This is a genomic window from Methylobacter sp. (genome assembly GCF_004322395.1).
In the GTDB taxonomy this organism is placed as follows: Bacteria; Pseudomonadota; Gammaproteobacteria; order Methylococcales; family Methylomonadaceae; genus Methylobacter_A.
On the sequence record NZ_SCTW01000029.1, the window covers coordinates 146,730 to 168,851 of the forward strand.

The following is a 22,122-nucleotide window of genomic DNA, read 5'->3' on the forward strand; positions in this document are numbered from 1 at the left end:
CGACAAATTGTGTCTTATAATGTTCGGCTTCGTACCTCCGCCTCGTCGGTGATGTATACAACCTAAGAATAAAACCCAATTAAGGAGCGCTAATCATGGCTTTAGTGTCATTGCGACAAGTTTTGGATTATGCCGCGGAGCATGGCTTTGCCGTTCCCGCATTCAACGTCAGTAACATGGAGCAAGTTCAGGCCATTATGCAAGCGGCGGACGCCTGCGATAGCCCGGTGATTATGCAAGGCTCGGCCGGTGCAAATCGCTATGCCGGCGAAGTGTTTTTACGGCATTTGATTCTGGCCGCCGTTGAACAATATCCGCATATTCCAGTCGTCATGCACCGGGATCATGCGCCGACACCCGACATTTGCGCACAAGCCATTCAATCCGGCTTCAGCTCCGTGATGATGGACGGCTCGTTGCTGGAAGATATGAAAACGCCAGCCGATTTTGAATATAATGTGGACGTTACCCGCACCGTGGTCAAAATGGCGCATGCGTGCGGCGTATCGGTTGAAGGCGAAATCGGCTGCCTAGGCTCATTGGAAACTAAAAACGAACCGATGGATCACAGCCGGTTGCTGACCGATCCCGACGAAGCGGTCGAATTTGTTAAGCAAACGCAAATCGATGCGTTGGCGGTCGCCATCGGCACCAGTCACGGCGCTTATAAATTCAGCAAACCGCCGACCGGCGAAGTGTTGGTTATCAGCCGTTTAAAAACCTTGCAACAACGCCTGCCGAATACGCATTTTGTTATGCACGGCTCCAGTTCCGTGCCGCAAGACTGGCTGAAAATCATCAATGAATACGGCGGCGATATTCCAGAAACCTATGGCGTTCCGGTGGATGAAATTGTCGAAGGGATTAAATACGGGGTCCGTAAAGTCAATATCGATACCGACTTGCGCATGGCTTCTACCGGGGCGATTCGCCGTTATATATCCCAACCCGAAAACGCATCGGATTTGGACGCGCGTAAAATCTACCAAGCAGCAAGAGACGCGATGCAAGCGCTTTGTCAGGCGCGTTATGAAGCCTTCGGCTCTGCCGGGCATGCCGGTAAAATTAAAGCCGTTCCATTGGGCGAAATGGCTAGGCGTTATACATAAGAATAGAGAAACGGGTGATAGCTAATAAGTTTAAACTGTAGCCCGTATGAAGCAACGCGAAATGCGGGGCATTTAGTGCCACGAGTCCCTGGATTCCGCTATGCTCCATCCAGGCTACAGGCTGAAAGCTGTGAAGCAGGATTCAATTTCCGCATCGGAGTTTGCAATAAAAATTTCGATAGCCATTGATTGTCTGGAACGAGAACGCATAATGTTCAAGATCAGCGGAAACGCCCTTCGGGAAGCTCAATCGAAGCCGGAAACTTCGAATAACTACCGAAACAAAAGAAAGAACCCCAGGGCGTTTTCCGCTGCATCGTCATGTTAGGCCAGTTTGTTACGTCTGTGTGGGCAAATGATAAAGCCTTTTGCCCATCTACCGGGCTGGCTTTGCATTTTTAGTTTCTAATCTTGCCATGTGGTATTCGCGTGCTTGTATCGCACTCACCTTCGAACATTCAATGCGTGAGGATAAGGTACCCCATGAGTCATATTTTGGCGGGTAGAGCTTTTCCAACTCAAACTTTTGGATGCAGTCTTCGGCAAAACGTAGGCTTTCATCGGAATATGTTAGGATCATGTTGAAAATATTGATGTGCAACTGCCCTTCCCGTTCCCACCATTCGTTCACGAATTTATCCAAGGTATGAAGAGAATCGTAGAAAGCAATTAACGCCGTCGCATCATCGCCCGTCAAATCCCGGAATTGCGGAGCATTCGGATACAAAGTTGGCATGTACGGGATGAAATCTTTTTGCAGGTCGTTCGGTTTGACTATTTGCTCTCCGGCAGCATAGGCTATAGAAGCGCTTGAGAAAGTCGGAATAGCGCGCTGGTGAATGTAGAGAACTCTCTCTATAGTCCGGTTCAATTCGGGTGCCAGATACCTACGCGCTTCGGATTCGCGCCGCGCCTTGTCCTCGGAATTAGAACGTCGATTATTCAATTCGGTAACCCATGCTCCCAACAAGGAAGCTCCAGCACCAAACAATGCCCCAGAGATCGTTGAAACCTTAGTGGATAGAAATGCGATGCCAGCTAAGAACAGCAAAGCCGCCAGCGCCATGTGCGGATTCTTCCGAATATAGCTGAGACCGGAGACGGCAGCCAATTTGATACAAATTCCGATTTTCTGCATTCGTTTCTTTTGTCTCTAGTTGAATTGCCAAAGATCACACCAACAGCATTTGAAGTGATCCGTCCGCTTCCGGCAATTAGTCAAACTTCGCTTTTTATACAGGCCTATCAAATAATTAGATAGTTTCTGTATATCATCCCTAATTATCAAACTCTAAGCAACAAACTGAGGCAACTTTATCGGAATGTTAACCGTATATCTTTCCTTAAGGGGTGATATACGGTTTTTTATCTTAACAAGCATCTGCTGCCCGTTGCTGACTACACAGTCAAATGGCTGAAGCAATAGACGGGTTTGAATCGAACTGTCAATAACCGATACGGATGAAATCCAGACTTTTATCTCAAAGAATCCCATTTTCAACCACCGGCAGCACCCAATATTTGATCCCCGAGCCGGAAAACTCGGCTTTCAATTGCGCCAATAACGCGGCCAAGCTATGCTCCGGCACATACATTTGAAAACGGATTTTCTTTTGCCGCCCGCTGACCTGTTCGGCCAGCGACAAGCCTTCATTCCGGTGATCATGGGAGTTGACCGGGAAACTGCTGAAGCCGTGTTCCGATTCCAAAGTCAGCAAGCAATCGACGGCCGCTTCTTCAAGGCTGGGCGGCACTTCGAGTGTGACTAAATACTCCTCGATATTCATTGTTCGACCTCCTTCGGCAAACCGAATAATTTAAACAAAATCGGCAGCAAAAATAAGGTCAGGAAAGTCGACGACACTAAGCCGCCAATCACGACGATAGCCAGCGGCCGTTGAATTTCGGAACCCGGCCCGGTCGCAAACAGAAGCGGAATCAGGCCGAATGCCGCGATACTGGCGGTCATCAGCACCGGCCGCAAACGCCGGGCGGAACCGACCTGCACCACCTTAACCAAATCCATGCCGGTTGCGAGCAGCTGATTAAAATAACTGACCATCACCACGCCGTTTAGCACCGCAATACCGAGCAACGCGATAAAACCGACCGATGCCGGTACCGATAAATATTCGCCGGATAGCCATAACGCGAACACGCCGCCGACCATCGCCAACGGGATATTGGATAGCACCAATACGGCTTGGCGGACCGAACCGAACGTTGAAAACAACAATAAAAAGATCAGGCCTAGCGAAACCGGGATGACCAATGACAATGTCGCCGCAGCGCGTTGCTGGTTTTCGAACTGGCCGCCGAATTCAACATTATAGCCGGTCGGCAAATCGATTTTCTCAGCAACCGCTTTGCGCGCTTCATCGACAAAGCCTACCAAGTCCCGGTTCAGCACGTTGCTGGTGATAACCACAAAGCGCTGGCCATGTTCCCGGTTCACCGACACCACGCCTTCCACTTTTTCAATTTTGGCTATTGCGGTAACCGGCACCTGCCCGCCATTCGGCAACGCAATTTGCAGGTTATCGAAATCGGCGGTATTGCTGTCGCCGCGCAAAATCAACGGCGTGCGTTTAATGCCTTCCTGCACTATGCCCAACTTTAAGCCTTCGATCTGCGCCCGCAGCAGCGTTTCAATGCTGTCGCTGTCGAGGCCCAAACGCCCGGCGGCCGATTTATCGATGGTTAGTTGCAAAAACTGCATCCCTTCATTTTGCTTGGCGAACACATCGCTGGCGCCGCTTATGTGTTTCAAAACTTCCGTTATTTGCTGGGCTTTTTCATTCAATACGCCTAGATCGGTGCCGAATAATTTAACAGCGACATCGCCGCGCGTACCGGTCAACATTTCTGAAACGCGCATTTCAATCGGCTGGGTAAACTGAAAAGCGATGCCCGGCACTTGCGCCATGACCTTTCTAATCTCATCCTGCAATTGTTCCTTGCTGTCCATGCGCCATTGCTTTTTAGGTTTGAGTATTAAAAACGTATCGGTATCGTTCAGGCTCATAGGGTCAAGCCCCAACTCGTCGGAACCGACACGGGCGACTATATCGACGATTTCCGGGATATTTTCACGCAGCTTTTTTTGCACCTGAAGATCCAAGGCCACGGATTGGTCCAGCGTAATCGACGGCAGTTTTTCAAGTTGCACTATGATGTCGCCTTCGTCCAGGGTCGGCATAAAGGTGCTGCCGATTTGGCTAAACACCAACACGGTCAAAACCAGTAATGAACCTGCCGCGATAAATACTTTTTTGCTGTTGGCAAGACACCAGACTAACGCTGGCTGATAGAATTTCTGCAACTGTCTCGGCAACCAGGGCTCTTCATGCGACACTTCTTTCAGCAAGTAAGAAGCGATTACCGGAATCACCGTCAGCGACAACACCAGCGAACCGCTAAGCGCAAACACGATAGTCAGAGCCACCGGAGTAAATAATTTGCCTTCCAACCCTTGTAAAGTCAGCAACGGTAAAAACACGATAATAATAATCAAAATGCCGGATACCACCGGCGCTGCAACTTCGCGGGTCGCGCGGTAAATAACGTGCAATCGCGGCAGGCGTTGCGCTTTTTCGACATGCGCAAGATGAGTGATCAGGTTTTCAACCACCACCACGGCGGCATCGACCAGCATGCCGATTGCTATCGCAAGACCGCCCAAGCTCATCAGGTTGGCCGACATGCCCATGTAGTTCATCAAAATAAAGGTAAACAATGCGGCCAACGGCAAGGCCAAAGCAACCACCAATGCAGCGCGCAAATTGCCAAGAAATAAAATTAAAAGAATCACGACCAGCACGATAGCTTCCAGCAGAGCGTGCAGAACCGTGTCTACCGCCTTATCCACCAGGTTGCCGCGATTGTAAAAAACCTTCGCTTCAACCCCTTTAGGAAAACCCGGACTGATTTCAGCCAGTTTTTTCTCTATGCCGGCAATGGTTTGTCTGGCGTTAGCGCCGCGCAAACTCAGCACCAGTCCGGTAACCGCTTCGCCTTCGCCGTTTTTGCTGACCGCGCCGTAGCGGGTTAATGCGCCGATTTTGATTTGCGCCACATCGCCGACCGTAACAGGAATGCCGTTTTTGTTATCGACTACGATAACGCCGACATCGTCCAACGTTTTGATGCGGCCTTCGGCTCGGACGATCAAAGCCTCTTCGCCGTCGGTCATACGTCCTGCGCCGTCATTACGGTTATTGCTTTCCAGTGCGGCCGTCAGTTGGGCCATGCTGATGTTTCTGGCCGACATCCGAATATTATCGGGGATTACTTCAAAGCTCCTGACCATGCCACCCAGCGAATTGACGTCGGCAACGCCGGGAACCGTGCGCAATGCAGGGCGTATCACCCAGTCCAATAAGCTGCGCCGTTCCATCAGGCTCAAACCTCCGCCTTCTATGGTGAACATGAACATTTCGCCTAAGGGCGTGGTCATCGGGGCAATGCCGCCTTCGATGCCCGCAGGCAAATCCCCCCACATCGTATTCAAGCGTTCGGCGATCTGCTGACGCGCCCAGTAAATATCGGTACTTTCTTCAAAGTCGACGGTGATGTCGGTCAGCGCGTATTTGGCGATTGAACGCAACATGGTTTGATGCGGAATGCCCAACAGCTCAACCTCGATCGGTGCGGTAATCCTGGCCTCGACCTCCTCAGGCGTCATGCCTGGGGCTTTGACGATCACCTTGACCTGAGTCGGCGACACTTCAGGAAAAGCATCAATCGGGATGTTTTTAAATGCATAATAGCCGCCGCCCGTCAGCAGCCCGACCAACAACATCATCAGCAGTCGTTGGCCCAGCGCAAAGCCAATCAGATTTGCCATTACTCGTCACTCCCCAGCCCAAGCCAGTTCGCTTTGAGCGCAACCGCGCCTTTAACAGCAATTTGTTCATCGCCGGTAAGCTCGCCGCTGATAATCGACTCGTCATCCTGTTTGCCGACTACGGTAACCGGAGTCACAGAAAATCCTTGCTGGTTGCGGATAAAAATGAAGGCCTTGCCTTCGTTCTGGGCGATAGCCGTATTGGGAACTTTAAAAGCCGCCTTGTCGCTGGATTGGATAATCCGGGTATTGAGCCGTTGTCCGGGGCGCAAAAATGTCTCGCTCCCGCGCGGCGCGTTCTCTACTACCGCTCGGGCCAGCATAGTCTGGTTTTCCGGATTTATGCTTTGTCCCAGCAAAGTGATTTTTGCGCTGAGTTCGGAGTTTTCAACCATGACCCGATCGCCGATTTTAATGTTGCTCATACGTTCCTGCGGGATATTAAGTTCCAGCCAAAGTTCATCCAGATTGGCGACGCGGTACAGCGGCGCCATCATATCGATATGCGTCCCGGCAACGGCTGAGCGCTCCATTACCACGCCGGCAATGGGCGCCCGGACATTGAGCTGACGGGTTAACCGGTGCGTTTTGGCAAGATGGTTAACCTCGCCGGAGGTCATCCCGGCGATTTCCAGCAATTGCCGATGTTCATCCGCTTCGGACACTGCCGAATTATACTGACTGCTGGTTTCCTGCCAGCGCCGTTCCGGAATCACGCCTTCTTCCAGCAGTTTTTTATCGCGATTGTAATTAATCAAGGACGCTTGTTGTGCCGTGCCCGCTTTCAGGTATTCCCGTTGCAGCGTCAACAGGTCAGGGCTGTTGAGCTGGGCCAGAACCTGTCCTTTTGCAACTTTATCGCCTATTGCGACATTCATTTTATCGATGACGCCGGCCTGCGATGCACTGACAACATATTCCTGCGTCGGTGGAATCACCACCTTGGCCGGGGCAGATAAAACCGGAATTTGTGTAACAGGCTCCGGCTTGCTCAAGACTACGCCGAGGTTTTGAAGGTTTTCCTCGGAAATTTGAATATTGTCTTCGGCAACCGCGCGGCCGAAACCGGCCAGACTCAATACCAATACCATTGCGGAACGGACGAAAAACGGGCTCATGGCATAACTCCTACGGCTTGGTTATAAAGCGCTATATCTCGCTGTATTATGACCGCTCGCTGCTTGGCATTTAATACGGCTTGCTGGGTTCTGGACTGGATTTTTAATAAATCCATCAGGTTAATCTCCCCTACCGAAAAGCTTAAGTTAGTCATTTTTAAATGTTCCTCAGCCACCTGTTTTAATTCATTGGCGATACCTTGTTCAACACGATTGACTTCCAGATTATGTTCAGCCTCGTGATGCGCCTGTTCCAAATCGCGGTGCATTTGCTCGCGTTCTGCAATCAGCTTATTTAATTCGACATTAACAGCGGCAACATGTGGTGCCAAATGCGCGCTGCCGCCGAACGGAACGATAACGCCGATGTTGAAACTTGCCGTTTGATTACTTCGAGGGTCATTAGTGAACTGGTCGCTATTGACGCCGACGGCAACATTGGTCTGGCCGGAATCTATTAATTTAACCGCATTCAGTTCGCCTTGTTTACGTTCGATTTGACTGTTAATCGCGACTAATGCCGGATGGTTTTGCTGAATTTTCAGTGTGTCTGCCAGCTTCTCCTGATAATCGCCGGGAACTTTAGTCATTTGTGTGATGCTGATATAACGTTTACGGGCGTGCATTAATTCAGCTTCAGCTTGAGTCACTAATGAGCGTTTTTGCAGCAACTCCGTTTGCGCCAACAATAAGTCGGCTTTGGGCAAGTCGCCCAACTCGACACGCCGCTGCACCTTACCCAATAACTGATCGGTAACTGAAAGCTCGATTTTCGCCTGTTCGTAGCTTAAGTCTGCCAATGCAATATTCCATAAGGCGGCCCTGACCAATCCAGCCACTCGTAATTTAACCGCATCGGATTGCGACATTGCGCTGCTTTCCGCCAGCTTTGCTAATTTTTGTTCGGCATCGCGTTGGCCTGGATTCCATAACGGCACTTCCACGACTCCATCAATATAATGCAATGTACCGCTGGTCGCTTCCTGATAACGAAGCCCCAATTGCGACGCACCCGCCGTCCAACTGTCGCCGCGCTTTTCTATCGCCTTGGCTTCTTCTTCCAACGCGGCAAGCCAGGTTATGTCAGGGTATTTCTCTAACGTTAAATCAACAACTTTGGACAAACTTAAAGTCGCATCGGTTTCAATCCGGTCATAATGCTCGACAACATAGGCCGAATCGGCAAAACTCAGCGATGCTGTCAGTAAATAAACAGACAAACACCTGCTGAAAAGGTTCAGGAAAAACATAGATCAAGCTCAATGCGGGTTTAACGCCGCTTTACAAATAAAATCAACAAAGTTCTCGGCACATTGTTACGCTGCTTTTACATCTTTGCAGTTGTGTAAGAACTAAAATATCAGTGGGAATTATTGGGCAGGGGGCGCGCGAGGGGATAGCGATGGAATCAGCAAACGGCAGGCAAACTGCTGCGGTTGCGGAGAGAAATTAATATCGAAAGGCGAGATTGCGGCATTAAATACCGGAGCCTGTTGATACAGATAGTGACTGTTATCCAAGTCTGCATTGACTTGTTTATCTTTCATTCCGGCATCGATACTGACGATGATTCCTTCGACTGCCAGGGATGGCGGAAGTGTCGCAATCGGTCGGGAACCGATGTGACCCGAACTGAAATCATCGCTTACTGCCTGAGACATAGAGGGCTCATCCTCGACACCGTACATCTCAAGACCGGGAACATGCAGCCCCAAGTCTGAAACCTTTTCTCCGGCATGCGCATGCACCAAAGGTGCAATCAATTGCAGTATGGCCAGAAAAATAACGGTAAATTTGCGTAGTGTTGTAAACATGCAGACAATGCTATGCTATTAGAAAGTAATTAACAACTTGTTGTTTAATTATTCGCCCCAATAATGTATGAACCTTAACTATCTTATTTTGTAAGCATATGAACAAATATACCGGAATTATTGCTACGTTATTAATCGGTCTTTCCTTATCTTTAGGCGGGATCTCGGACGCTAATGCCAAACGCTTTGGCGGCGGCAGCTCTTTCGGCAGCAGACCGTCTTACAGCGCACCGTATCAACGCTCCGCAACGCCACCGTCACATCCTTCCAACCAAAACCAGCAACAAGCGGCTACGCCAAACCAGGCGGCAAAACCGGGCTGGGCTAACCGTGGCGGTTTGATGGGCATGTTGGGCGGCTTGGCATTGGGCGGCTTAATAGGCTCGATGCTGGGCGGCGCCTTTCACGGCATTAACTTTATGGACATCCTTGTTTTCGGCGGGATTGCGTTTTTACTGTATAAGTTGTTTGCTGCCAAAAATGCCGGTGCCGCGCAACGTCCCGTTTATAACCGGAATGCTGATAATAATTATCAGGATACTGTTTCAAACTACCAGGAACCTCAACCGACTCAAACAGGTCCTTCCGGTTTTGACACTGATATACTGTTCAAAAAAGACAAGAACAATACAACTGCATCAATGCAGCCGGCTGCCGTTATACCTAAAGACTTCGACCAACAGGCTTTTCTTAGCGGCGCTAAAATAGCTTTTGCCAATCTGCAAAAAGCCTGGGATCAGCGCGATCTTGCCGAGATCAGGGGTTTGACGACGGACAAAGTATTTGCCGAAATCCAGGATCAGCTGAAAGCGTCCGATACTGAAAATCGCACCGAAATACTGAAACTGGAAGCGGAATTGCTGGAAGTCAGGGAAGTCGGTTCTGAACTCGAAGCCGTGGTGCTATTCGATACCATCATGCGTGAAGACACCCATGCTCAGGCGGAGCAGGTCAGGGAAGTCTGGCATTTTATCAAGCCGAAAGTCAGCATCCAGCCCAAATGGTATCTGGATGGCATTCAACAATTAGCTGACTAATTTACATTACATTTTTCGTTTCCGGCTTATCGTTATGGTGCGCCGGAAACACGTTTTCACTCGCCCACTTAAAGTAAGCTCAACCACACCTTCCCGTATTCTCGATTTTTTGGATTAGTCTATGCCTTCAATTCTATCGAGATAAACACGAACCAGTTTGTAACTCTCACTTAATGAACAGACATCAGCCCATAATTTTGACAATGTTTGATGAAATTCCCTTATTTTCATATTGCCGAACTTGATATGAATCACTCTTGGAGGAGGTTCATTTAACAGTACGAGTTCTGAGAAATCAGCATCTTTGCTGACGATCGTTAAGTTTTGCTGCTTTGCATAAAGCCAGATTTGGCTATCTGTTAATTCATCGTTTATGTTGGCGACATGCTGATATTCATCGCCAGCCCAAAGGGAAAAATATCACGGTAGATTGACATCTATCAAATATTTTTTCATTTAAGCGACTTCTTTAAGGATATATTTATGATCCATGAGTTTGCAGGCAAAAATGAGACAGGCATTAATATCTTCCATTTCCAATGAAGGATATTGCCTTAAGATTTCTTCTTGATTTTCTCCCGCACTTAAAAATTCGAGAATCGTTTGCACAGTGATTCTTTTACCTCTGATAGTGGGTTTCCCATTACATATATCAGGATCAACCGTGATTCTGCCGTTGATAAAACTTGTTGAGTTTGCGTTCATATTTTCGCCTTTATGGATTTATTGAAGATAATCATTATTGGCCATTCTTTATTAAACCAAAGTTCAGCATTCAGCAACTGGAAGATTAATTTCATCTTTCGTTTCCGGCCATGACAAAACCGGAAACGCCCGCTCTCCCTCGTCTACCAAAAGTAGGCTCAAACAGGTTTATTCCGGCCGCTACTATTGGATCAACCCGCCCGCTTCCTGTAACGGATCGACGAAATCACCGATAGCGCTATTAAAAAAGCACCGGTCAACCCGGTCACAACTTCAGGAATATGGTGGACTATGCTCACCAGCATAATGCCCGCCAGAACGCCGATCGCATAATGCGCGCCATGCTCTAAAAACACATATTCATCCAGCGTACCTTTCCGCACCAAGTAAACCGTCAGGCTCCGTACAAACATCGCGCCAATTGCCAAGCCCAGCATAATAATGACCACATCCTGGGTAATCGCAAAAGCGCCGATCACGCCATCGAATGAAAACGACGCATCCAATACTTCAAGATAGATAAAGCTCATCATGCCGCTTTTTTTAAGCGTCGCGACGACCTGTTCGCCTTCTTCCTCATGTTCAAACAAGGCCGCAAAGCTGTCCACGACAACGAACAGGATAACCCCTGTAACGCCTGCAACCATCACATCCAGCCGGATTTCCTCAGGCAAGTAGTTTTGAATAATTAACAGCGGCCCTAAAGCCATGATAATTTCAATCGCTTCAAGCTTTCCGAACGAGGACATTTTTTCTTCGATATAGCCGAGCCAATGCAATTCCTTATTTTTATCGAAGATGAACGAATAAAACACCATCAGCAAAAACATGCCGCCGAATGCCGCAATTTGCACATGCGACGCTTCTAAATGTTTGGCATACGTGGCTGTGTCTTTTAACGCCATTTCGGTTACGCCCATAAAATCGATGCCGGTGGCCGCCGAAACAATCACGACAGGGAACAATAAACGCATTCCAAAAACCGCAATCAAAATCCCCCAGGTTAAAAAGTACTTCTGCCAGCGGTCATCCATCCGCTTTAGAATCGATGCGTTAACAACAGCATTATCGAATGACAGGCTGACTTCAAGAACTCCCAAAATAACGGCGATAAAAACCCCAATTATTCCAGCCCAATAAAATGCCGCCGCTAAGCAAAGCGCAGTGACGATAAAAGAAAGACGAAAATGCTGCATGTAATACTCTTTAAAAGTTAAGGATTAATATTTTTTGTTGCGCAACTATAAGTGCATTTAATTTAAAATCAACATTTATAAAAATCTGAGCAACGCTATACTTTTCCAAATTCTACGAACTACCCTTACTTTATAAAAGAAAAAATCGTAAGCGCTAACTTACAGGCGTAACATATAAAAATGCTAGAATTACAGGTTTTAAATTACTGATGCTTATGCCTCTATTCCGGTTGGCTATTTTATTGTGTCTGGCACTCTGTTCATCATCTTTATCGGCGGAATCCGCACTTCCCGAAAAGGTCTCTTTGCAACTGAAGTGGCTGCATTCTTTCCAGTTTGCCGGATACTACGCAGCAAAAGAAAAAGGCTATTACGCTGAAGAAAATCTGGATGTCACTATCCGTGAGCGTATTCCCGGCATCAGTAATATTGAGCAAGTTCTAAAAGATGAGTCTCAATACGGCGTAGCCGATACCGGCCTGTTGGAACAGCGGCTCGACGGCAAGCCGTTAGTTGTTTTAGCATCCATTTTCCAGCACAGCCCGCTGGTTTACCTTACTTTAAAAGATTCCGGCATAGACAGCCCCTACGAGCTTAGGGGCAAACGGGTCATGGAAGACAGTTATGACAATGCACCGCTACTTGCGATGCTTTATGAAGCCGGTATTTCTACTAATGAATTTACTCATTTGGAGAATACCTTCAATCCCGATGACCTGATCAACGGCAAAACCGATGCGATGGTCAGTTATCTGACCGATCAGGTTGATTACTTCAAAAAGAAAGGTATCGAAATCAATATCATTAATCCACGCAACTACGGCGTGGATTTTTTAAGCGATAATCTATTCACCACCGAACAGGAAATAGACCGGCATCCCGAAAGAGTTCGGCGTTTCCTGCGCGCCTCGCTCAAAGGCTGGGATTATGCGCTCAAACATCAGGACGAACTAATCCGGATCATTCTCGACAAATACAATCCCGAAAACCGGCTTTCTGCCGATCACTTGCGGTTTGAGGCACAGGTAACGGTAAAAATGATTTTGCCGGAAACCGTTACAATCGGTCACACCGACATTAAACGCTTTCAACGTATGGCCGACACTTATCGGCAACTGGGCTTGATAAGTTCAACAGATCATCTTGATGGTTTTGTTTATGGACAAGAAAAACAAAATAAGCTTAATTTCACCTTGGCGGAAAAAGCTTGGTTACAGGCGCATCCGGTTATTCGAGTAGGCGTCGACCGCGATTTTGCACCTTACGAATGGATCGACGCCGAAGGTAATTATGTCGGCCTGAGTGCGGATTATATTGCCTTGGTCGAGCAACGGCTGGGTGTAAAGCTTGAAATAGTGAAAGATAAATCTTGGGCTGAGATTTTGGAAATGGCGCAACGGAATCAGCTGGATATGCTTTCCAACGCCAACAAAACGCCCGAACGCGAACTCTATTTAAATTTTACGGAAGCTTATCTAAGTACCCCGGCCATCATTATCAGCGATAGCAATAACGGCTTTATCGGTACGCTGGATCATCTTGACGGCAAGCAGGTAACGTTGGAAAAAAGCTACTTCATGCAGGAACTGCTAATGCATGATCATCCTGAAATACGGCTGATCCTCGCCGACGATGTCCGCGATGCCTTGAGCATGGTCAGCAGCGGCAAGGCAGATGCCTATATCGGCGATGCCGCTTCGGCAAATTATGTGATTAAACGCGAGGGCATGCTCAACCTGGGCTTTTCCGGCGACACTCATTACAAAAGCTGGCACCGCATGGCTGCCACTAAAGCTAATCCCGAACTGGCAAGCATACTTGCCAAAGCGCTAGCCAACATTCCAGAGGCTGAAAAGCAAACCATCCAGAACCGTTGGATGAGTTTAAGATATGAGCCCGGCATAAAAACCGAAACTGTTCTGCTCTATGCAGCGGCTGCACTGCTGCCGCTTGCTTTTATTGTGATCTGGAATGTACGTTTACAACGGGAAATCCGCAAGCGGAAACAGGTTGAAGAAGCGCAGCGTATGGCCTCCAGCGTTTTTGCCAGCACCCAGGAAGGCATCCTTATTACCGATGCGCAGCGCAATATCATCGATTCAAATCCGGCTTTCACCAGCATAACGGGATATTCACGGGATGAAGTACTGGGTGCAAAACCAAGCCTGCTCAAATCAGGTCTTCACGATGTCCACTTCTATGAGAATATGTGGAAAACCATCAAACAGCAGGGTTACTGGCGCGGCGAGGTTTGGAACCGCAAGAAAGGGGGAGAAATATTTGCCGAGTGGCTTACCATTTCTGCGGTTGCGGATGAACAGAAAAAAATAACACATTACATTGGCACGTCTTCAGATATTACGCAGCTCAAAGAGCAAGAACGGAAGCTGGAACTTATTGCTCACTATGATCCTCTGACCGGTGTGCCAAACCGGCTTCTGTTGGCGGATCGCATGCATTTGGCACTTGCTCAAACCAGGCGTGATAACTGTTCAATGGCGGTCGGCTATCTTGATCTGGACGGTTTTAAACCGATTAACGATAGACTAGGTCATGCGGCAGGCGACCAGCTACTGATCGAAATTGCCCGGCGCATTAAAAACGCCCTACGCGAAGGCGATACCATTGCCCGTTTAGGCGGCGATGAGTTTGTATTTTTATTATTGGGCCTGGAAATGGTTGAAGACTGCGAAATGACTTTGCATCGCCTGTTGGAAGTTATTAGCGCACCTGTGACCTTGAACAATCAGACTGTCTCTGTATCCGCCAGTATTGGCATCAGTATTTTTCCTGACGACTGCAAGGATGCAGAAGGCAGAGCAACAAAGGGAGGAATAGCCGAGGACAACACCGACCCGGATACACTGTTACGGCATGCCGATCAAGCCATGTATCAAGCCAAACAAGCGGGAAAAAACTGCTTTCATATTTACAACCTGGAACTGGACCGTCAGCTCCATGAGCATCGCGAAGCTCTAAACCGCATTGGACAAGCGTTGGAAAAAGAGGAATTCGAGCTTTTTTTCCAGCCCAAAATCGATATGCAGCAAGGTGTCGTATTCGGGGCGGAAGCATTGATACGCTGGCGGCATCCCGAACGAGGTCTGGTCATGCCGGGCGATTTTCTTCCGCTGCTTGAACATCATGAACTTGCAACCAAACTCGATGCCTGGGTTATCGACAAAGCGTTGGAGCACATGGAGAATTGGCATAATCAGGGGCTTCACCTTCAGATTAGCGTCAACATCTCCGCCAGATCGTTGCAAACGGATGATTTTGTGCTGCAACTTTATTACGCATTTGAGCGCTATCCCGCTACCAAACCGGCTTATTTTGAACTGGAGATATTGGAAAACCAAGCGATATCCGATCTATCGCTGACCTCCCGAATTATTAAAGATTGCCAGGCGTTAGGCGTACAGTTCGCCCTGGATGATTTCGGTACGGGCTACTCCTCGCTCAATTATCTTAGACATCTGGCAGTCGAAACACTGAAAATCGACCAAACTTTTGTTCGCGATATGCTCGTAGACGAGGATGATTTAGCTATCGTGCATGGCGTTATCGGTTTGGCCGAATCATTCCGGCGAGAGATTATCGCCGAAGGCGTGGAGTCGATCGAACACGGCATCGCCCTGTTGCATATGGGCTGCCACCTTGCCCAAGGTTACGGCATTGCCAAACCGATGCCTGCCCCCGAGCTTGCGGCTTGGGTGCAAGCATGGCAAGCGCCGAAGGAATGGAAAATACCTCATCCATCCGCACCGGTTTAAGTTTTATTCACCACGAAGACACGAACGACTGCAAGGATAGATATTTGCTCCTGCAATCTCTGCATTGCCTACATGGATGTAGGTAAGGAGCGTGAGCAGGAGCGGAAGCTTTCACCACATCCATGTGGATTATGCAGGAGGTAGAGCACCAACAGTAGGCGCTTTAGGCGATGCAGGAGCAATTGCCGAGAGCACGAAGAACATAAAGGAATAAAACTTCGTGTTCTTCGTGTCTTCGTGGTGATAGTCTTTCTTGATTAGCAAGATGTCTTTTAAGAATTGACGTAACATTTCACTACTACCATCATTAACCGACATGACCTACAACGAAGATTTTTTCAATCTGGCCAATCAGCTGATTGATGCCGGCCGATTTATCGACAGCAAAGGCTGGGTGCCTGCGACCAGCGGCAATTTTTCCGCACGGCTGCCTGACGGCAACATCGCCATCACCGTTTCCGGCAAACACAAAGGCCAATTGCAACTGGACGATATTATGCTGATCGATGCCGATGCCAACTCCCTTGACGGCAAGAAACCGTCGGCGGAAACGGTGCTGCATACTTCATTATATAAACGTTTCCCTGAAGTTCAGTCGGTGTTGCACCCGCATTCGATTAATGCCACGCTGTGTTCGCGGATTTTTAAATCCGAAATCGCGCTGGAAGATTATGAGCTGTTAAAAGCCTTGGCTGGCATTGACACCCACGAAAGCCGGGTTGTGATACCGATTTTTGCCAATGACCAGAATATCCCTCGTTTGGCCGGTCAAGTGGAGCAATACATGGACAAACACGGCGCTATATATGCCTATATAATTGCCGGACACGGCCTTTATACTTGGGGCAGTTCAGTGCAAGAAACACTGCGCCACCTTGAGGCGCTGGAATTTTTATTTGATTGCGAATTACGACTGCATGGAGTCAAAAGACTATGAGCGCATTAACCGTTTACCCCGATAATCAGCCTCAGCTGGGCAAAACAGTCACCGATTTTTCCGGCATCCAGGCCCAGCTAAATACCATAGGCGTACAGTTTGAACGCTGGACGGCTAACTGCGAGCTAGCCGCCGATGCCGATCAGGACACCGTACTGGCCGCCTATAGCGATTCTATCGACCGTTTGAAACAGCAATATAATTTTCAATCCGTTGACGTGATCAGCTTGAATCCCGATCATCCCGACAAAGCCACTTTCCGGCAGAAGTTTCTTTCCGAACACATCCATGCCGATTTTGAAGTGCGATTTTTTATCGAAGGCCGCGGCCTGTTTTACCTGCATATCGAAGGTAAAGTGTATGCCATATTGTGCGAGCAAGGCGATTTAATCAGCGTACCGGCCGATGCTAAGCACTGGTTCGACATGGGCGAAAATCCCCGGTTTAAATGCATACGCCTGTTCACTACGCCGGACGGCTGGGTGGCCGATTTCACCGGCAGCGATATTTCCGCGTCTTTCCCTACCCTTGATCAATACGTTGCCGAACTGTCATGATTAAAGCCATTGTTACCGATATTGAAGGCACAACCTCGTCGATTCTGTTTGTTAAAGATGTGCTGTTTCCTTATGCGCGTGTAAATCTAGCTAACTTTGTCCGTAGCCATGCAGACGACTCGCAAGTAAAGCCGCTGCTGAAAGATGTCTGCAACGAAGTTGGTAACCAACTTTCTACCGAACAAATCATCGCCCAGCTAATCCAATGGATAGACGAAGATAAGAAAGTCACGCCGTTAAAATCCCTGCAAGGCCTGATCTGGGAAGCCGGTTACCGGCAAAGCGATTTTAAAGGCCATATTTATCCCGATGCTGCTGCAAACCTCAAGGCATGGAAAGCTGAAGGCCTGGATTTATATATCTATTCTTCGGGTTCGGTTTACGCGCAAAAACTGTTGTTCGCTCACACTAAATACGGTGATTTAACGCCGTTATTTTCCGGTTATTTCGATACCCATATCGGCGGCAAGAAAGAAAAAGAGTCTTACGACAATATAGCCGAACAGCTTGCCATGCCGGCGAACCAGCTGTTGTTTTTATCGGACATTAAAGAAGAACTGGATGCGGCCAAAGCCGCCGGTTTTGAAACCATCTGGTTAACCCGGAACAACACACCCGACCCGCAAGCCGAGCATCGGCAGGTAAACAGTTTTGATCAAATCGATGTAGGTCGGAATAAGCCAGCTTAGGACAAGCTCATGCCGGACGGGGTTGCAACCCATACGCGTCAACTTAAGAGCTGATGTCACGCAGACCTTCCAGGTTTTTAAAACCTGGAAGGTCTAACTCGGAACGCTCTCAACAGGCGCGACGTTTCGGACGAGACCGCATGCCCCGTCCGGCTTTGGTAACTCTTATTCCAGCTTATGCTCAGCACTTGCAGGCAGAGCATATACCTCAACATTCGTCTTCCATAATTGAGAAACTAGCGGCTTGGCTTTATCCGGTACGCCGCTAGTCCAAAAGCATTCCGCACCTACCCTGCTTTCATCTGCCAACAAATCCCCCACTTCAAGCCGTCGGCGAAGTTGCCGCGCAACGGCAGCAGCGGAATCTATCACAGCCACTCCAGGCCCGGATATCTCCTGTATCAACGGCGCCAAAAATGGATAGTGCGTACAGCCCAACACTATCGTATCGGCGCTCCGCTCCAATAACGGAAGCACATATTGCGCTAACAATAGCCGGGTTTTGCCGCCGGACAGATCGCCTGCCTCCACTTGCTCGACCAGGCCGGGGCAAGCCTGACCCAAAATCTCGACATCCTCCCCGTATCGGGCAAACAATTTCACAAAATTATCGCTAGCCAATGTCCGGCTGGTCGCTAAAACGCCGATAACGCCGGACTTGGTACTCTCTGCAGCCGGTTTAACAGCAGGCTCCATCGCAATAATCGGCATCAAGAACCTTGAGCGCAACGTCGTTACCGCAGCGCCCGTTGCCGTATTGCAGGCAACCACAATAGCTTTAACATTCCGGCTCACTAAAAACTCGCTAATCGCAATCGACCGGTCTTCGATGAATTGCTGAGATTTATCGCCGTACGGCGCGTACCCCGAATCCGCCACATACAGCAAATCTTCAGCCGGCAGCGCCCTGCGAATCTCATGCAGTACGGATAAACCGCCAACGCCGGAATCAAAAACGCCAATGGGATCAGCAGGACTCATGCTTTACAACTTCATAGGTCAAAGAGTCATTTGTACCTTGGCGATGACCGGAATTTCCGAAAAACGGAAAAATAAAATCCATTAACACCAGCGCTTTTTTAGTTTCATTCATTAACGATTTTAAATAATTCGGGGCTTTCTTTTGGCAGCCGTTCAGTCATCGATATATCCGATATTTCAAAAATGACATGCCAAGTTTCAAATAGTTTTTGGCATTTTCAATGAAATTTATTATACATTCATTAATGATCGATTTTCTTGTCCTGTAGACACAAACGTCAATAAAAGCGAGGATGAATCCACTGTCGTGAAACAAGCCGAAGACTTACAGCGCTGGCTTAATGGTTTCCCAGGAGTTTTCGTTAAAATCGATGGCGTCCCTGGCGAGAAAACATCAACCGCTTACAAACAGGTCACCGGCCGTTATTTACCGGCTGACCCAAGAAGTTAAGAGTTTTTCCACGTTCCCACGCGTTGTGTCATTGTTGCTAAGTTAACATAAGCCGCGTTATCCCGGCAGATTGCCGAAACCCAAAATAGCTTTTCTTTCTTAGCCAAAAGCATAGCCTGCCAGAGCTTATTAGCACCTATCATTTTTTAAATATCGCGTCATACCGTCATGGATTCACTCCGGGCAGGATAGCCTGACATGACCCGTCAGAGCGCGTAGCGAATCCATGCCGGTATGACGTAATGGACATACTCGTTTAACTGATAGGTGTTAAGAGAAAATAATATGTAAGGATTATTTAGCAATGACGATTAATATTGATTACATCAGTTGTAAAATCGTCGGATTCACTGTGTAACACATTTTTATACAAAATAACGATGGAGTTAAGCATGAAAAAATTGGTTATGTTTGTAACGCTTATTTTGCTTATAGGCGCAGTATGGTTTTTTTTGAGGACAAAGCCTGACGATACAAAAGTCGAAAAACTGGTGCTTACCGGCTCCAGTACCGTAGCGCCGCTTGCTGCGGAAATAGGCAAGCGCTTTGAGACGTTACACAGCAATGTGCGGGTAGATGTGCAGACCGGCGGTTCATCACGCGGGGTCAGCGACGCCCGGGCCGGACTTGCCGATATAGGCATGGCTTCCAGGTCGCTGAAGGAGGATGAAAAAGATTTGCTGAGTTTTACCATTGCATTGGATGGGATCAGCGTCATTTTAAATAAAGCTAATCCCGTTGAAGCTCTAAATAAACAGCAAATCGTCGACATTTATACCGGCAGAATCACCAACTGGAAAGATGTCGGCGGCAACGATGCGGCTATTACCGTGGTTAACAAAGCAGAAGGACGCTCGACACTGGAATTGTTTCTGCATTATTTCGGTTTGAAAAATACCGATATCAAGCCGCAAGTTGTCATTGGCGATAATCAACAAGGCATTAAAACAGTGATGGGCAATCCGAATGCCATAGCCTACGTTTCTGTGGGCACAGCCGAATATGAATCAAGCCAAGGTGCGGCAATTAAATTGCTGCCCCTCGAAAGCATAGCTGCATCGGTAGAGAATCTGCGCAACCGCAGTTTTCCCTTATCCAGGCCGTTGAATCTGGTGACCCGTGGCGAACCTGCCGGCCTTGCCAAAGACTTCATCGAGTTTGCCCGTTTGCCGCAGGTTAATGATCTGGTCGAGGCGCAGTACTTTGTCCCTGTCCCTCGCTGACAAACAACTGGCCGCACTATTATGGGGCTGCGCACTGCTTGCGGCTGCGCTAGTGCTATTGGTTCTGTTATTTCTGTTCAAGGAATCCTGGCCGGTATTGCAGCATATAGCCTTGATACGTTTTTTTAACGATACGTCCTGGCATCCGGTGGACGGTTTGTATAAGCTGACGCCGATGCTGTCGGCTACGTTTTATTCAACGCTGGGGGCAGTAATGCTGGCCGCGCCTCTGGGCATCGCTTCAGCCTTGTTCAGCCGTTATTATGCGCCGTCATTTCTTGCCGGTTGTTATCGTCGCCTGATCGAATTACTGGCAGGCATTCCTTCGGTCGTTTACGGATTTTGGGGATTAACAACGTTAGCGCCGTTAATCGGCCGTCTGCATCCGCCCGGCGTCAGTCTGTTGACCGGAATACTGGTTTTAACGTTGATGATTTTGCCGACCATAGCATTAACCGCCGATGCTGCGTTAGCTGCTGTACCGGCTGCCTATCTGCGCGGCGCGGCTTCCTTAGGCCTATCGCGCTGGGGTTTAATCAGCGGCGTAACTTTGCCCGCCGCTCGTCCGGGCGTAACCGCAGGCATCATGCTGGCAGCAGGCAGAGCCATAGGCGAAACGATGGCAGTGTTAATGGTTGCCGGCAATGTGGTGCAGCAACCGCATAGTCTGTATGATTCGGTACGCACACTCACTGCGAATATTGCGCTGGAAATGGCTTACGCAACGGGTGACCATCGCGCGGCTTTGTTTGTATCCGGCTTGGCCTTGATGTGCGTAGTACTGCTTTTAGTCGGTATGGCTGAACTAATGTCCCAAGAGCGCCGACATGTTTAAAAATGTGCTAACAACGGTATTAATCTGGCTGACGGCGCTGATTGTCAGCGGGGTCTTTGTCTGGCTGCTGTCCGATATTGTTATCCACGGATTGCCCCGCCTATCTTGGGCGTTTCTAGCCGAAGCGCCTAAAAATGCAGGCCGTTCCGGCGGTATCGGACCGATTATCATATCGACGCTGTCGATTTTGCTGGTTGCGATGGTAACCGCTACGCCTCTTAGCTTGGCTACCGCTGTTTTGTTGAGCGAATTCACCGAAAACGACAGTGTGATTGGCCGTTTGGTACGGCGCAGTCTGGATGTGCTGGCGGGTGTACCCTCCATCGTATTCGGGTTGTTCGGCAATGCGTTTTTTTGTATTTATTTGGGCCTGGGTTTTTCCATTTTGTCAGGCGGTCTAACTCTGGCCTGCATGGTTTTACCTATCTTGATCCGTACCGCTGAAGAAGGCTTGCAGGCAACACCCGATGATTATCGGCTGGCAGCCGCCGCTTTAGGGATGTCGCGTAGCGCAACACTGGTTCATCTGCTGTTGCCCAGCGCTGCCCCAGCTTTGATCGCCGGTTTAATGCTAGGTGTCGGGCGCGCCGTTGCTGAAACCGCCGCACTTATTTTTACCAGCGGTTATGTCGATCGCATGCCGGACTCTCTATTGGATTCCGGCAGGGCGTTATCGGTACATATTTATGACTTGTCCATGAACGTGGCGGGCGGCGACACTAATGCCTATTCATCCGCGCTGATGTTAATCCTGCTTTTATTAATCATCAACAGTATTGCCATGAGCTTAGCTAAACAGTGGCTGCACAGGGACATTGTATTGTATGAATGAAATTGAACGGACCGGTAAA

The 22,122-nt window shown here is 48.6% G+C and carries 19 protein-coding genes and 1 pseudogene; 10 read left to right on the forward strand and 10 right to left on the reverse strand.

What is annotated here, in order from left to right; translation table 11 throughout:
- Positions 1-95: 95 nt before the first annotated feature.
- Positions 96-1,109, forward strand: coding sequence for a class II fructose-bisphosphate aldolase (gene fba / locus EPO18_RS04410; RefSeq protein ID WP_292431032.1), 1,014 nt, complete (start codon positions 96-98; stop codon positions 1,107-1,109).
- Between the two features lie 376 nt (positions 1,110-1,485).
- Here the strand turns inward: fba and EPO18_RS04415 are convergent, their stop codons facing one another.
- From EPO18_RS04415 to EPO18_RS04440, 6 genes are all read right to left on the reverse strand, one after another.
- Positions 1,486-2,247 carry a hypothetical protein gene (locus EPO18_RS04415; protein ID WP_292431035.1) on the reverse strand — a complete coding sequence of 254 codons (762 nt, stop codon included), beginning with the start codon at positions 2,245-2,247 and terminating at the stop codon, positions 1,486-1,488.
- A 343-nt stretch (positions 2,248-2,590) separates the two neighbouring features.
- A complete protein-coding gene (locus tag EPO18_RS04420; RefSeq protein ID WP_292431038.1) occupies positions 2,591-2,896 on the reverse strand; it encodes a DUF3240 family protein in 306 nt (101 codons plus the stop codon).
- Positions 2,893-5,955 carry an efflux RND transporter permease subunit gene (locus EPO18_RS04425; protein ID WP_292431041.1) on the reverse strand — a complete coding sequence of 1,021 codons (3,063 nt, stop codon included), beginning with the start codon at positions 5,953-5,955 and terminating at the stop codon, positions 2,893-2,895. The genes EPO18_RS04420 and EPO18_RS04425 overlap by 4 nt, the downstream gene beginning before the upstream one ends.
- The gene (locus tag EPO18_RS04430) at positions 5,955-7,073 is read right to left on the reverse strand and encodes an efflux RND transporter periplasmic adaptor subunit (protein ID WP_292431043.1); all 1,119 of its coding nucleotides are present in this window, start codon (positions 7,071-7,073) and stop codon (positions 5,955-5,957) included. The genes EPO18_RS04425 and EPO18_RS04430 overlap by 1 nt, the downstream gene beginning before the upstream one ends.
- Positions 7,070-8,323: a TolC family protein gene (locus EPO18_RS04435; RefSeq protein WP_292431046.1), complete on the reverse strand. Its 1,254-nt coding sequence runs from the start codon at positions 8,321-8,323 to the stop codon at positions 7,070-7,072. Before EPO18_RS04435 ends, EPO18_RS04430 begins: the two co-directional genes overlap by 4 nt.
- Positions 8,324-8,443: 120 nt before the next feature.
- Entirely contained in the window at positions 8,444-8,887 is a 444-nt protein-coding gene (locus EPO18_RS04440) for a hypothetical protein (protein ID WP_292431049.1), read from the reverse strand.
- Positions 8,888-8,985: 98 nt separating this feature from the next.
- On the opposite strand from EPO18_RS04440, the gene EPO18_RS04445 reads away from it, so the two are divergent.
- Positions 8,986-9,924: a Tim44 domain-containing protein gene (locus EPO18_RS04445; RefSeq protein ID WP_292431052.1), complete on the forward strand. Its 939-nt coding sequence runs from the start codon at positions 8,986-8,988 to the stop codon at positions 9,922-9,924.
- A gap of 114 nt (positions 9,925-10,038) precedes the next feature.
- Here the strand turns inward: EPO18_RS04445 and EPO18_RS20690 are convergent.
- From EPO18_RS20690 to EPO18_RS04455, 3 genes and pseudogenes are all read right to left on the reverse strand, one after another.
- Positions 10,039-10,308: pseudogene (locus EPO18_RS20690) on the reverse strand (DUF5615 family PIN-like protein); the annotation flags it as partial.
- A 72-nt stretch (positions 10,309-10,380) separates the two neighbouring features.
- On the reverse strand, positions 10,381-10,629 hold the full coding sequence (locus EPO18_RS04450; RefSeq protein WP_292431055.1) for a DUF433 domain-containing protein: 249 nt from the start codon (positions 10,627-10,629) through the stop codon (positions 10,381-10,383).
- Positions 10,630-10,820: 191 nt separating this feature from the next.
- Positions 10,821-11,825, reverse strand: coding sequence for a DUF475 domain-containing protein (locus tag EPO18_RS04455; protein ID WP_292431058.1), 1,005 nt, complete (start codon positions 11,823-11,825; stop codon positions 10,821-10,823).
- 209 nt (positions 11,826-12,034) lie between these two features.
- On the opposite strand from EPO18_RS04455, the gene EPO18_RS04460 reads away from it, so the two are divergent.
- The 4 genes from EPO18_RS04460 to mtnC all read left to right on the forward strand — a co-directional run bounded on the left by EPO18_RS04460 (position 12,035) and on the right by mtnC (position 17,781).
- A complete protein-coding gene (locus tag EPO18_RS04460; RefSeq protein ID WP_292431061.1) occupies positions 12,035-15,598 on the forward strand; it encodes an EAL domain-containing protein in 3,564 nt (1,187 codons plus the stop codon).
- A gap of 316 nt (positions 15,599-15,914) precedes the next feature.
- Complete coding sequence (locus EPO18_RS04465; RefSeq protein WP_292431063.1) at positions 15,915-16,535, forward strand: methylthioribulose 1-phosphate dehydratase; 621 nt, start codon at positions 15,915-15,917, stop codon at positions 16,533-16,535.
- The gene (locus tag EPO18_RS04470; protein WP_292431067.1) at positions 16,532-17,092 is read left to right on the forward strand and encodes a 1,2-dihydroxy-3-keto-5-methylthiopentene dioxygenase; all 561 of its coding nucleotides are present in this window, start codon (positions 16,532-16,534) and stop codon (positions 17,090-17,092) included. The genes EPO18_RS04465 and EPO18_RS04470 overlap by 4 nt, the downstream gene beginning before the upstream one ends.
- Positions 17,089-17,781: an acireductone synthase gene (gene mtnC, locus EPO18_RS04475; RefSeq protein ID WP_292431069.1), complete on the forward strand. Its 693-nt coding sequence runs from the start codon at positions 17,089-17,091 to the stop codon at positions 17,779-17,781. Before EPO18_RS04470 ends, mtnC begins: the two co-directional genes overlap by 4 nt.
- Before the next feature lie 165 nt (positions 17,782-17,946).
- Here mtnC and murI read toward each other — a convergent pair whose 3' ends face one another.
- Positions 17,947-18,762, reverse strand: coding sequence for a glutamate racemase (gene murI / locus EPO18_RS04480; RefSeq protein ID WP_292431072.1), 816 nt, complete (start codon positions 18,760-18,762; stop codon positions 17,947-17,949).
- Positions 18,763-19,069: 307 nt separating this feature from the next.
- Here murI and EPO18_RS04485 point away from each other — a divergent pair, with 307 nt between their 5' ends.
- The 4 genes from EPO18_RS04485 (at position 19,070) to pstA (ending at position 22,103) form a co-directional block, all read left to right on the forward strand.
- A complete protein-coding gene (locus EPO18_RS04485; protein ID WP_292431075.1) occupies positions 19,070-19,213 on the forward strand; it encodes a hypothetical protein in 144 nt (47 codons plus the stop codon).
- A 392-nt stretch (positions 19,214-19,605) separates the two neighbouring features.
- A complete protein-coding gene (locus EPO18_RS04490; protein WP_292431079.1) occupies positions 19,606-20,436 on the forward strand; it encodes a phosphate ABC transporter substrate-binding protein in 831 nt (276 codons plus the stop codon).
- Positions 20,417-21,271 (forward strand): phosphate ABC transporter permease subunit PstC, encoded by an 855-nt coding sequence (gene pstC, locus EPO18_RS04495; RefSeq protein WP_292431082.1) that lies wholly within the window; start codon positions 20,417-20,419, stop codon positions 21,269-21,271. Before EPO18_RS04490 ends, pstC begins: the two co-directional genes overlap by 20 nt.
- Positions 21,264-22,103, forward strand: coding sequence for a phosphate ABC transporter permease PstA (gene pstA / locus EPO18_RS04500; RefSeq protein WP_292431085.1), 840 nt, complete (start codon positions 21,264-21,266; stop codon positions 22,101-22,103). The genes pstC and pstA overlap by 8 nt, the downstream gene beginning before the upstream one ends.
- Positions 22,104-22,122: the final 19 nt, after the last annotated feature.